Origin of the sequence: Pseudovibrio sp. Ad5 (genome assembly GCF_001623095.1) — a bacterium.
Lineage (GTDB): Bacteria > Pseudomonadota > Alphaproteobacteria > Rhizobiales > Stappiaceae > Pseudovibrio.
Genome location: NZ_LMCH01000008.1, coordinates 12,090 through 24,389 on the forward strand (window position 1 = coordinate 12,090; position 12,300 = coordinate 24,389).

Here is a 12,300-nt window from a genome sequence, read left to right on the forward strand (position 1 = left end):
CTAACCACAAAATCAGATTAGCGCTGGGCCAGTTCCGCCACAGCAGCAATCATGCGGTCCAGATCTTCCGGGCGAGATAGGCGGTGGTCGCCGTCTTTCACCAGTGTCAGCACCACATCGTCATGGGCCATGCCTTCAACAATGCGCAGCGCATGCTGCCACGGCACTGCATCATCCTTCTGACCTTGCAAAATGATGGTCTTGCAATTGGTGATGATCGGCGCGCCAAGCAAAAGGTTTGTCCTGCCGTCCTCGATCAGATCGCGGGTGATGATGTATGGGCTATCTTCATACTCGGATGGGCGCTCAAAGCGGCCTTTCTCCATAATCTCCTGCTTGATTTCATCGGTAAATTCATGCTTCCACATCAGCTCCTCGGTGAAATCCGGGGCAGGGGCAATCAGCACCATGCCGGAGAGGGTGCCCTCAATGGTCTCGGAGGCTTCATGCAGCGCTTTTGCCAGCAGCAGTGCCATCCAGCCACCCATGGAAGAGCCAACAAAAATGGTCGGTCCTTTACAGAACTGCCTGAACACAGCAACGGCTTCTTCCAACCAAAGAGAGATGGTGCCGTCAACAAACTCACCGCCGGATTCACCGTGACCGGAATAATCCATGCGCGTGCAGGTCAGGCCTTGCTTCTCAGCCCACTCACAAAGCACTTCGGCCTTGGTGCCAAGCATGTCGGATTTGAAACCGGAAAGCCACAGAACACCCGGCGCACCGCGTTCATCATGTCGCACTGCGATCTTCCGTGCACTGTCTCCTTTGCCAACGCTGATGAATTGCGGTAAGTCAGCACTCATTCATAACCTCCAAACACTTATCGGCTTATACTGGCCGGCAATTGTTCGGAAACCTGATTACAGTGCCTCCACAGTTGCCCGCCGGACATTTTGGCGAGCATAGTTGGATCACTCTCAAAAAACATAGAGAAATGTCCAAAGTGCCGACCATTTTGCAAATTGTCCCCGACCTTCAAACCGGCGGAGCCGAGCGCACCACAGTGGATGTCGCAGAGGCGATCGTCAACGAAGGCTGGAATAGCCTTGTGATTTCGCAGGGCGGACGCATGGTCCCCGAGTTGGAAGCAACAGGGGCGGTGCACTTTGAACTGCCAGTGAAGTCCAAGAACCCTTGGACCATGTGGCGTAATTCCTATTTGATTGAGCGTATCTGCCAGCAGAACAGAGTTGATCTGGTGCATGCCCGATCCCGTGCCCCTGCATGGTCGGCCTTGTGGGCTGCCCATCGTCTCAATATTCCTTATGTCACCACCTATCACGGCATCTATAAGGAAACGAACAAGTTCAAGGCGTTCTACAACTCCTCCATGACCCGTGCGGACAAGGTGATCGCGAACTCCAGATTCACAGCGGATCTGGTGGAAAAACGCGACCCGCGCACAAAAGGCAAAACCTCGGTTATCTATCGCGGCCCGGATGTGGAATCCTTCAACCCCGACAATATCAGCGATGAGCGTATCACAGACCTGCGTGCGCGCTGGGGTGTCTCTGACAACCGCCGCGTGGTGATAAACCTTGCTCGCCTGACTGAATGGAAAGGCCAGCGCGTGCTGATTGAAGCAACGCGCCAGTTGATCGAACGTGGCGGCTATGATGACGTGCTTGTGGTTTTGGCGGGCGATGATCAGGGGCGCGAATCCTATCGCCAGTCTTTGGAACTTCAGATTGCAGAATCTGATCTGACAGAACGCGTGCGCATCGTTGGGCACTGCTCAGATGTTCCGGCAGCCCTCGCAATAGCAGATGTTTCTGTTGTTGCTTCCATTGAAGCCGAGGCTTTTGGTCGTGCAGCTGTAGAAGCGCAAGCAGCGGGTGTGCCGATCATCGTCTCCAACATTGGTGCTGTACCGGAAACGGTTCTTGTACCGCCTGTTGTAAAGGCTGAAGAGCGTACTGGTTGGCATTTTGAAAATGGTGATGCTGAAGAACTCTGCGAGTTGATGGCTCAGGCCTTGGATATGAGCGCTGGAGACCGTGCCAAACTCACCAAACGGGCTCATGACCATGTAGAACGGTCATTCACCAAGCAGGCTATGTGTGATGCCACACTAAACGTTTACCGCGAGCTGTTACCAACAGGAAGCTAACTGGTTGTAAATGTCGCGTCAGAACCTACAAAACTAGTGTTGACTTACGTGGCATTTTTCCTGATTCTAGCAATGCAGCGCAATTGATGCCCTTCCCACGCGTTTCTCGACTTGACGAAACAGTCGGAACCAGTCATTGAACTGTTACCAAATATTCGCAAGTTCGGCAGTCTAAAGAGGAGATACTCACATTCGCCGTCCGTTTCGCGCACCGCCACCCACTAAGGAAGGGCCGCGCACCAATAAAGAGATTCGCGTTCGCGAAGTGCAGCTGATCAACACCGAGGGTGACAACCTCGGCCCAACTCCAACCGAAGAAGCCCTCGCAATGGCGGTGGAACAAGGTTTGGACCTGGTCGAAATTGCTCCGAACAGTCAGCCACCTGTTTGTAAGATTCTGGACTATGGTCGCTATAAGTACCAAGCTCAGAAGAAAGCTGCAGAAGCACGCAAAAAACAGAAGATCGTTGAGATCAAAGAAATCAAAATGCGTCCGAACATCGACACTCATGATTATGAAGTGAAGATGCGGAACATGAAGCGCTTCTTTGAAGATGGTGATAAAGTGAAGGTGACACTTCGCTTCCGTGGCCGTGAAATGGCTCACCAGGATCTCGGCATGAAGTTGCTCCTGAAGGTTAAAGCAGAGACTGCGGACATCGCTAAAGTCGAGTCCCATCCAAAGCTTGAAGGCCGCCAGATGATGATGGTGCTCTCACCTATCGCTCGTTAATACGGGTTGGTTGAAGCGCTCCGGCTTTGTTTCCGTGTAGCTACTCAACCGCAGCCCCAGAGAATTTTGAGATTACCCGGCACATTGTGTCGGGTATTTTCGTTTGTACCTGAGAGTGGAGGCTGATTATGAATGACGAGATGAAATTACATCACGAGCGAATGCTAGCGCTTGTTGCCTTCACTGCTTCCTCCTTCCAAACCTTGCATCCTTCTCCATTCGGTGGGGCGATTTATACCGCTGACGGAAGGTTGTTGGCTCAGGCTTATGACAGTGTGATCCGGGAGTGTGACCCGACCTGTCATGGAGAGGTCAATGCCATTCGGCAGGCCAGTAAAATATTGGGCTCTCGCTGGCTTGCCGGTTGCACCATGTACAGCACCTGTGAGCCTTGTGCCATGTGTACCGCCGCAACCATATGGGCTGGCATTGATCAGGTTGTTTTCGGCGCTTTCACCAATGAGGACGCGACCCACTTCTGGCCTCAGGAAATGGATTTGAGAACGAAGGATCTGACAGGTCATATGGTGCAGCGCCCCCAGATCACAGTGATTGAAGGCGTTGAGCGTGAAGCCTGTAAGCTGCTCTTCACGCAGTGTGCAAGCGCGATGAAAAGGCTTGGGATAGAAATCTAAAGCACTTCATGGTCGGCAACATTCTTTGTAGAAAATTATTTGCCGTATAGGCTATTTCATTCGATCAAAAGGCGCCTTAGCCTGGTTTCGATAGGTTTTGAAATTAGGCGATGATAATGCGACAGGTTATTTTCTTAATTAGCTTTAGTTTTGCGCTTGCCTATGGAGTGTATTTTTGCTGGCAAGACCCGTCATTACTGAAAACCGTTGTGAAAACAACTGCTCTCGGAGTTGTTGCTCTTTGGGCTTTTGTAACGCAAGCTCCGCTCCTGCTTGCATTGGCCCTGACGACATCATCAGTTGGAGATGCATCGCTGGCTGTGCCGGGTGAAGTTTGGTTCCTTGTTGGGCTTTGCAGTTTTGCGGTCGCACATGTTTTTTATATCCTCCTGTTCTCTCGAAAAATCAGGCATTTCGATTCCAGGATATTCATAGTGTCAGGAGCTGCTCTCTCAGTTCTGGTGCTGTCAACTGGCTGGTGGTTGCTTCCCTTTACCGGTGATCTCATGATTCCTGTTGCGATCTATATAATTTTGATAGCAACTATGGGAGGGATGGCAGCACAGGTTGGTGGCTGGGTTTTGATAGGCGCTCTCGCCTTCATGATGTCTGACACTTTGTTAGCTATCCAGCTCTTCCGCCTGGACGACATCAGCCCTCTTCAGCTACCAGTTTCAGTAGCACTTTGGACATTTTATTATTGTGGTCAGATGTTGATATTCTTGGCTATCAGCAGAGACCGAGTTCCAGTCAGCAAGTTCTCTTGAAATCTTCTTGCATTCCCCTGCTGGCAGTTTTATAAGGCCTCGTTCAAAGTCGCCCGGCTGTAGTTTGCCTCCTAGGTATTTATAGGAAATCAGGCAGAAATTACAGGGCATGCCGTGGCGGCTTCTGATGCATCCATTGCAAATTTTTGATCAGTTTACTGATCATCACAAGAAAGGACGCAAAATGCCCAAGTTGAAGACGAAGTCTGGAGCTAAAAAACGCTTCAAGCTGACCGCGACTGGCAAAGTTAAGTGTGGCCAGGCTGGCAAACGCCACGGCATGATTAAACGCACGACCAAGTTCATCCGTAACGCACGTGGTACAACCACTCTGTGCGATGCAGATGCACGTATCGTGAAAAAATATCTGCCTTACGGCTAAGCCTTAAAACCTGACACTAGGAGACTACCATGTCACGTGTAAAAAGAGGCGTCACCGCCCACGCTCGTCACAAAAAAGTTATTAAGGCAGCCAAAGGTTACTATGGCCGTCGTAAGAACACCATCCGCGTTGCTAAGCAGGCAGTCGAGAAAGCGGCACAGTACGCTTACCGCGACCGTAAAGCTCGCAAGCGGAACTTCCGTGCACTCTGGATCCAGCGTATCAACGCAGCGACCCGTGAACACGGCATGACCTACGGCCGCTTCATCGATGGCTTGAACAAAGCTGGCATCGAAGTTGACCGTAAGGTTCTTTCTGACCTCGCGATCAATCAGCCAGACGCATTCAAAGCACTGGTTGAAAAGGCGCAGGCTGCTGTAGCTTAATTGCTATAGTAGAAAGCAGAAGCTTTTTTGAAAAAGGCAGGTTCCGAAAGGAGCCTGCTTTTTTTGTGTCTATCTATTGGTGTTCTGAGAGAGTTCGAAGGGAAAATATATTTCCCTCCCGAAGAGATGAGTGCTGGCTGCTGGAAGAACACAGTATGCAGGAAGCACTTGTTGCAAAGTCTACAAAACACCAATACGGGCTGCCTCTCTCGGCCGCCACGTCTTAAGTTTTGCAGATCTAGAAGCAACTATGTTTGTAATGAGAACACTGCTTTCCTTGCCAAAGCCAGCCTGCTATCGAGGCGCAAGGAATGAGATTTTGAGTATGTATTCATTGAGGAAATCATGTCGGCACAAAAGCGAAAAGCACTTTCCGATAAAATTATGGAAGAGTACCCTTATCTAGAAGGGGTCTTGCACGACTCGCACACCGACTTAACTTCTGGATCGTGGGATCTAGTCTCGTACAGCTTTCAAAGCGGGTTTGAAAAGTTGTGGGACGTCGTGAAAGCTGAGCAATCCAATTTCTTGATACTGCCATTGCTCAGCGTATGGCGGCAGAGCATTGAACTCACGGCCAAGTCTTCAATTCTCCAGATAGAAGGTAAGTTCAAAAGCAAACCCGGCCACAATCTCTTGGTTTTGTTTAAAGAGCTAAAGAAAGCGGCTACCGACAAAGGCCTATACATGGACGATGAAATCACCAAGAAGGTGTTCGTGTTGTTTGAAGATGCTCAGTCTGTTGATCCTTTGGCTGATCGATTTCGATATCCAACTGACAATAGGGGCAATAGGCATGTTGGGATCAAGCTCGATCTAGATGAGCTGTTCCAAGCCCATTGGATGATGATCACTTGGTGCGAAGGGTTGGTTGTAGAGCTACAGAAAGAATTAGGAATTGATCACCTATAGGATTACTTGTTGTAAGGTTAACAGGTCAGTTTTAGGCTAAGGTTTCTGATGCTGGAGTGACTGTTCCGGGAAGCAGTGATTTACAGGTGGCACAATAGCTTCATCATGCAGCATAGATACAAAGAAGCCCTCCGGAACTTCTCCCGAAGGGCCCAAGTCTTCACTTCAATGACTTACCCAATCCCACCATTATCATCACGCTTAATGACAATGACGGAAGAGCGTGGCAGCTTGCCGCCGTCTGGCCAGTTACCGCCCGGGTGCTGAATGCCCACAAACATGCTGCGGCGATCAGCAGACCAGGTCAGGCCAGTGACTTCGCTACCGGTTGGTCCGGTCATGAAACGCTGGATCTCTCCTGTTACAGGATCACCAACCAGCATCTGGTTGTTGCCCATTCCGGCAAAATCGCCTTCATTGCTGTCGTTGCCATCTGTCTGGATCCAGACCATGCCCGTCTCATCAAATGCCATACCATCTGGTGAGTTGAACATATTGCCAGCATTGACGTTTGCAGACCCGGCCTTCGGACCTTCGTGAACGGCAGGATTGCCAGCCATCACATAAAGATCCCAGTCAAACGTATCAGCGGCATGATCCTCATTGTGCGGACGCCAGCGCACGATTTGGCCGTATTTGTTGGTCTCGCGTGGGTTCGGCCCGTTGACGGAAGTATCGTCACCACCTGCGTTTGGCTTCACGCCGCGGTTCTTGTTGTTGGTCAGACAACAATAAGCTTCTACTGCATTAGGATTGGCAGAAATCCATTCCGGGCGATCCATGGTGGTCGCGCCAACAGCAGAGCCGGCAATACGGCTGAAGATCGCGATGCTCGCCGCGTCCATACCAGTGGTCACTGGGGTTAGCGCCAACCACTCACCTGTCTGGTCATCGTTGAACCTGGCAACATAGAGCGTACCCTCATCGAGTAAGCCATCAGTTGGCTGCCCTGGAGCGTAAACGCCGTTGGAGACAAAGCGGTACATGAACTCACCGCGCTCATCATCCCCCATGTAAACGACCACGCGGCCATCTGGTGCCAAAACAGCTTCTGCATTCTCATGCTTGAAGCGGCCCAGAGCAGTGTGTTTCACCGGTGTTGAGGTTGGGTCTGTTGGGTCGATCTCTACAATCCAGCCAGCACGATGCGGTTCGTTCGGGTTCTTCGCAATGTCAAAGCGCTCATCGAACTTATGGTAGTCATAGTTGAAACCCGTCTCGTTGATGCCATAGCGCTTATAGCCAGCATCAACACCGTCCAGACGTGCCGCAGGAGCAGCCTCAGTCGCGCCAAAGTACCCGTTGAAGTTCTCTTCGCAAGTCAGGTACGTGCCCCACGGTGTTTTGCCGGAACCACAGTTGTTGAAGGTGCCAAGCGATTGCGTACCGGAAGGGTCAGCTGCTGTCTGCAGCAAAGGGTGACCAGCAGCAGGGCCTGCCAACGTCATCGGGGTGTTGTGTGTGATGCGGCGGTTGAACGGGCTGTTCTTCACGATAGACCAGCCATTGTCCCCGTCTTCCACTTCAATGACGACCACGCCTTGCAGATGTTGTAGCTTCAGAACATCCTCGGCGCTCTTAGGAGCACCATCTTCGTTCTGGGGCAGGTTTATCTTGCGGTTAGCGTATTCATGGTTGATCGCCAGCAACTGCTTGCTCTGAAACTGGAAGCTTTCCATGCCGTCGGTGTTCTCACCAAACACCTTGTCAGCACCAGCAGCAGAACCACCTGTCTCATGGTTGAAGGCTTCAGCACCATCCACCAGTGCATCACCCCAGCGCGCCAGTATTTCCCAGTTGTAGCCCTCAGGCACATGTACAGTCGCATCAGTGTAAGTTGGGATGGGCTTGAACGCGAAACGTGAAGTAGAAGCTTTGGCTTCAGACATGGAGAGGCTGAGGACACCAGTGCCCATCACAGCTGCGGCGGAACCAAATGCCAACACGCCACCCAGAAACCCGCGGCGTGAAATCGCACGCTCGACAACGCGGTCAAATTCATTTTCTTCAGCACGTGGGAAGTTCTGTTCATCCCATTCATCTGCTGTGAGTTCATTCATAAATTCATTCGTCATTGGAAAAATCCCGTAGAAGAAGGTGAGCGCACACTAGAGCGCTAACATGACATCTTCACGAAGCAATAGGGCGATGAAAATCCTGCAGATGTAATATGAATATCGTATTCAAGTTAAAGTGCATCGCATGTTGGAGTAAGGATCTGTTATGGGTCTTAGAGTTAAGTTGTTGAGGTTCATAGCTATTGTTGGTTTTTATTATTTAATTTTATTGATTACTTAAATTTGATGGGATAATTCTGTCAGAGTGCTGTAGGCGATCAGAAAACTAAGTATTGACGTCTAATGATTTGGTGTCGCAAGTAAATTTCGGGAATGCTTCAAACCAAGCAGGCAAGCTTTCAACTGTTTCCAAGAGCCTTGTGAAAACCGCGTAAAACTATGCTTCACAGCGGTTCAATCACCTTTTGCAAACAGATGGAGTGGGTGTCATTGTACCCCTGTCCTTCATAGAAGCTGACAGCCTGCGCGTTATCACCACGCACGAGCAGCTGGACCTTCCAAATACCTCGAGCCCGCAACCACTCTTCTGCTGCTGCCGTGATTGCCTTGCCAATCCCTTTCCCCTGATGGTCCGGGTGTGTACTCACATAATAGAACCAGCCACGATGCCCGTCTTCACCGCACATTATGCTGGCAACAATAGCGCCATCCAACTCACCGATTAAGATCGTAGAGTGTTCGCCTTCCAGTGCTTTTTCGATATCCCGCATCGGATCATTCCATTCACGGAAGACCCCGGCAGCTTTCCAAAGAGCAATAACTGCGTCCTGATCTGATAAGCACATTTCACGACAAATCATATGTACCGCGCATAGTAGTTCGAAAATAGAAAAATAATCACAGGATGTTTTGTAATTATCCTTTTTAATACAGTAGCTTGAAATTGAAAAGAGGAATAATAACAAGGTTAATAATCTATAAGTAAAAATATGAAAATCTTTGCGTGATTGAGAGGTTTTCGATATGGCTTTTTTTAAGCGTAATACACAAATGCTTGCTGAAACCGCTGCAAACGACCAAGGAGAAGTAATCGGTCAGTCTGCAGTGGTGGAATTTGCAGAACCTAAGAATTCCATTGATAGCGCACACTTGTTTGGCGAATTGGATGCGCTCGCGTTGGACATGGCATCAGCTGCGGGAGAGCTGGACGCCGTGAATAACACTGCAGGCGCTTTGAGAATGGCCATGGAAAGCCTCCAGGACGCGTCTGGGCGCGTTGTCGAAAGTAACCGTGAAGTCAGTGCCGCAGTTGAACAAACTGCTGAGCAGACGTCTAACGCCCGCGATACTATGTCTAAGTCTCAGGAGGTGGTGACCGACGCGCTCGCCAATATCAATAGCCTGTCGACAGCCATCAGCAGCATCAACAGGCAGTTGGAAGGTCTTCAGGCCTCATTTGCCAACGTTCGCCAGTTCTCCAGCTCCATTGATGCCATTGCCCGGCAAACTAATTTGCTGGCACTCAACGCAACCATTGAAGCAGCCCGTGCCGGTGAAGCAGGGAAAGGCTTTGCTGTCGTAGCCAGTGAAGTAAAGGCTCTTGCAACGCAAACGACTGTTGCGACGGAGCAGATCGACCAGACCATTCTCCAACTCGGCAAAGAAGCGGACACCCTGGTCGATTTAGGTAAGGGCGCGCTTAGCACAGTCGGAACTGCTGAGAACAGCACACAATCCATCAATGACCTCTTCCATGAACTGGAAGCGATGGTAGATAACATTTCCGCGAATACGGACTCCATACGAACGGCTTGTGCAAACAACGATGCAGATACCGAAGAGCTTCTGCGCAACCGTGATGAAGTGATCGGTGTTGTCTCAACAAATGCGGAAAGCATCGAACAGGTCTCGGGCCAGATGCTGGGAACCTCTCAGACCGCCGACGCGCTTCTCGCCGAAGTGGCTGTCGAACATGGCGACAACCTCAATCAGCAGATGATCGAAGTAGCAAAAGAGACCGCTGGCAAGACCATGGAAGCGTTTGAAGCTGAAGTGGACGCAGGTCGAATCTCAGTGAATGATCTCTTCGATTTCAACTACACGCCAATTGAAGGCTCCAATCCAGCTCAGTTCATGGCGCTTTTCACCCAAATGACCGACCGGGTGCTTCCAGCTATTCAGGAACCTGTCAAAGATCTCGATGACCACATCGTCTTTTGCGCAGCGCTAGATAAGAACGCTTATCTGCCAACACACAGCAAAGACTATTCAAAACCGCAAGGCAATGACCCGCTCTGGAATGCAGCAAACTGCCGTAACCGCAGAATGTTCGATGATCATGCTGGCCTGAACGCAAGCAAGAACACCAAGGAATACAGCCTGCAAACGTATCGCCGAGATATGGGGGGCGGCAAAGTAATGATGATCAAACTGGTCTCAGCCCCAATCTGGGTCAAAGGCCGCCACTGGGGCAACACCCTCATCGCATTCAATACTTGATGTTCAGAGCCCCAAAAAACAAAAGGCCCCACACTCATCCCTCATAGCGAGGGGAGAGTGTAGGGCCGTGGTGAAACAGCGTCTTCCCTTGAATTGGGAGGGGCTTACAGCTCGCCGCGGATCACGTAACGAAGCAGATCAACCACCTGGTCAGGGTCTTCGGCAACAGCAAGGGCTGCTGCATCCACTTCTTTCAATGGGTGCGTCAGAGCTGGTTCGTGCAACACGATGATGCTCTTGCCCAATGCTGAGGCGAACCCTGCATCGAAGGCTGCGTTCCATTGCCGGTACTTGTCGCCAAAGCGAACCACAACGATATCGGCCTCAGAGAGCAGCGTGCGAGTGCGTATTGCATTCACCTTTGCCCCCTTGTGATCTCGCCAGAAGTTGTTTTCTTCCGGGCCTAGAATTTCGACACCGCAATCATCACTGGCTTCGTGATCGGTCACTGCGCTGTCAAAATGAACAGGTAGGCCAGCATCAGCCGCACCATGTTCAATACGCTCTCTCCAGTCGGTGTGGATCTCACCTGAAAGATAAACACGCCACGTTTTCATCGGCTCGCCTTCCCCTAAGAATCTGCATTTGCCTGCAAATTTTAAGAGGGGTTGTAGCTCGGTTCAAGGTCAAGCAGCTTATTGGTGACTTCTTTTCGGACACGATCGCGTTGGCGCTCGCGAGAGAATAGCCTGTTTTGTGCAAGGAGTAGATCCGCACGAGCCAGATACGAGTCGGTCCGGGCGGCATCAGCAGCTTTTCGGCAGGCCTTGCCTTCCTTGCCAGACTTACAATCTTCGCCGCGTGCTTCTTCTTCAAGCCGGTCTATACGGCGTTGAATTTCCCAGACTGCTTCCTGAGCTTCACTGGCAGTCTCATTGACTGAATAAAGCTGGTTGCCCAGGGAGTAGCCAACTTTGAAGCTCTCTTCTGTGGCGATTGGGCATACACCACGATAGCTCTTACCCTCACGGCCCTGCTCAAAGCCAGAAATTGGCGTACAGTAGCTTTGCAGGCCAATGGTGCGTCCAGCCATATACGCACTCACATCCGGTGTGACGCCGTATTTGCCGCAAACTTTTGTATGTTCATTCAGCTTGTCAGAGGTGTAACCAGCGCGCCCATCAACAACACCAATGCCCTGCCAGTCGCCGACCTTGCAATCTTCCTCAGAAAGGGAGGCGCAACCACTCAGCGCCAGCCCAAGTCCAACAACAGTAAATAGTACCCGCATCCCCAACATGCCTTCCCTAAAGCCCAATCGCCTTTGTAGTGCCCCGCACATCTGATTGGACAAAAATTGAATCTATGAAACCCAGATACGAGACTTAACCTGAACGCTTGCTGAATACAAATGTTCGCTATATGTTCTCTTTAAGGAATCGCATAGCTCTCGATTCGAGGGGCCATCTCATTTCAGTAGGTATTGGAAAGTCAGATGACGAAGACCATTGAATTTAAAGGGCGCTGCCTGTGTGGCGCGGTCACTTTTGAAGGTGAAGCGCCGAATGAACCGGTCAGCAGCTGCCATTGCAAGCAATGCCGTCAGTGGGGCAGCGGCCCGTTTGAGGCATTCAGCTTGCCGCTGGCAGATCTGAAGTTCATCTCTGGCGAAGATGCCGTCAAATACTATGAATCCTCTGAGTTTGCCCGCCGCGGCTTCTGTTCAAAATGCGGATCAAACCTGTTTTGGCATGCAGACCGCCATCCTCAATGGAAAGACCGAATTGCGATTGCCGTGGGTACGTTAGAGCAGCCAACAGGCCTCACAGCAGGCAATCATATCTTCTGTGCCACAAAGGGTGACTACTACGAGATTGAAGATGGTCGCCCTCAATATGCCTACGAAGATTGATGA

The 12,300-nt window shown here is 50.8% G+C and carries 14 protein-coding genes; 9 read left to right on the forward strand and 5 right to left on the reverse strand.

What is annotated here, in order from left to right; all coding sequences use genetic code 11:
* Positions 1-17: 17 nt before the first annotated feature.
* The gene (locus PsAD5_RS05150) at positions 18-806 is read right to left on the reverse strand and encodes an alpha/beta hydrolase (protein WP_063291321.1); all 789 of its coding nucleotides are present in this window, start codon (positions 804-806) and stop codon (positions 18-20) included.
* A 131-nt stretch (positions 807-937) separates the two neighbouring features.
* Here PsAD5_RS05150 and PsAD5_RS05155 point away from each other — a divergent pair, with 131 nt between their 5' ends.
* The 7 genes from PsAD5_RS05155 to PsAD5_RS05185 all read left to right on the forward strand — a co-directional run bounded on the left by PsAD5_RS05155 (position 938) and on the right by PsAD5_RS05185 (position 5,928).
* A complete protein-coding gene (locus tag PsAD5_RS05155) occupies positions 938-2,113 on the forward strand; it encodes a glycosyltransferase family 4 protein (protein WP_057464213.1) in 1,176 nt (391 codons plus the stop codon).
* Between the two features lie 190 nt (positions 2,114-2,303).
* Positions 2,304-2,846, forward strand: a complete 543-nt coding sequence (infC, locus tag PsAD5_RS05160; protein WP_082596985.1) for a translation initiation factor IF-3 — start codon at positions 2,304-2,306, stop codon at positions 2,844-2,846.
* Between the two features lie 128 nt (positions 2,847-2,974).
* Positions 2,975-3,481, forward strand: coding sequence for a nucleoside deaminase (locus PsAD5_RS05165; protein ID WP_063291322.1), 507 nt, complete (start codon positions 2,975-2,977; stop codon positions 3,479-3,481).
* A 116-nt stretch (positions 3,482-3,597) separates the two neighbouring features.
* Positions 3,598-4,248: a lysoplasmalogenase gene (locus PsAD5_RS05170; RefSeq protein WP_193778136.1), complete on the forward strand. Its 651-nt coding sequence runs from the start codon at positions 3,598-3,600 to the stop codon at positions 4,246-4,248.
* A 184-nt stretch (positions 4,249-4,432) separates the two neighbouring features.
* A complete protein-coding gene (gene rpmI, locus PsAD5_RS05175) occupies positions 4,433-4,630 on the forward strand; it encodes a 50S ribosomal protein L35 (RefSeq protein WP_057464257.1) in 198 nt (65 codons plus the stop codon).
* Between the two features lie 29 nt (positions 4,631-4,659).
* Positions 4,660-5,016 carry a 50S ribosomal protein L20 gene (gene rplT, locus PsAD5_RS05180; RefSeq protein ID WP_008553032.1) on the forward strand — a complete coding sequence of 119 codons (357 nt, stop codon included), beginning with the start codon at positions 4,660-4,662 and terminating at the stop codon, positions 5,014-5,016.
* A gap of 345 nt (positions 5,017-5,361) precedes the next feature.
* On the forward strand, positions 5,362-5,928 hold the full coding sequence (locus tag PsAD5_RS05185; protein WP_063291324.1) for a hypothetical protein: 567 nt from the start codon (positions 5,362-5,364) through the stop codon (positions 5,926-5,928).
* Positions 5,929-6,101: 173 nt separating this feature from the next.
* On the opposite strand, the gene PsAD5_RS05190 is transcribed toward PsAD5_RS05185, so the two are convergent.
* Positions 6,102-8,003, reverse strand: a complete 1,902-nt coding sequence (locus PsAD5_RS05190) for a PhoX family protein (protein WP_063291325.1) — start codon at positions 8,001-8,003, stop codon at positions 6,102-6,104.
* A 386-nt stretch (positions 8,004-8,389) separates the two neighbouring features.
* Entirely contained in the window at positions 8,390-8,806 is a 417-nt protein-coding gene (locus PsAD5_RS05195; RefSeq protein ID WP_084405915.1) for a GNAT family acetyltransferase, read from the reverse strand.
* A 163-nt stretch (positions 8,807-8,969) separates the two neighbouring features.
* On the opposite strand from PsAD5_RS05195, the gene PsAD5_RS05200 reads away from it, so the two are divergent.
* Complete coding sequence (locus tag PsAD5_RS05200; protein ID WP_063291327.1) at positions 8,970-10,445, forward strand: methyl-accepting chemotaxis protein; 1,476 nt, start codon at positions 8,970-8,972, stop codon at positions 10,443-10,445.
* Positions 10,446-10,549: 104 nt separating this feature from the next.
* Here the strand turns inward: PsAD5_RS05200 and PsAD5_RS05205 are convergent, their stop codons facing one another.
* On the reverse strand, positions 10,550-11,002 hold the full coding sequence (locus PsAD5_RS05205) for a YtoQ family protein (RefSeq protein WP_063286740.1): 453 nt from the start codon (positions 11,000-11,002) through the stop codon (positions 10,550-10,552).
* 41 nt (positions 11,003-11,043) lie between these two features.
* Entirely contained in the window at positions 11,044-11,676 is a 633-nt protein-coding gene (locus PsAD5_RS05210; protein ID WP_063291328.1) for a DUF2799 domain-containing protein, read from the reverse strand.
* A gap of 204 nt (positions 11,677-11,880) precedes the next feature.
* Here PsAD5_RS05210 and PsAD5_RS05215 point away from each other — a divergent pair, with 204 nt between their 5' ends.
* The gene (locus PsAD5_RS05215) at positions 11,881-12,297 is read left to right on the forward strand and encodes a GFA family protein (protein WP_063291329.1); all 417 of its coding nucleotides are present in this window, start codon (positions 11,881-11,883) and stop codon (positions 12,295-12,297) included.
* Positions 12,298-12,300: the final 3 nt, after the last annotated feature.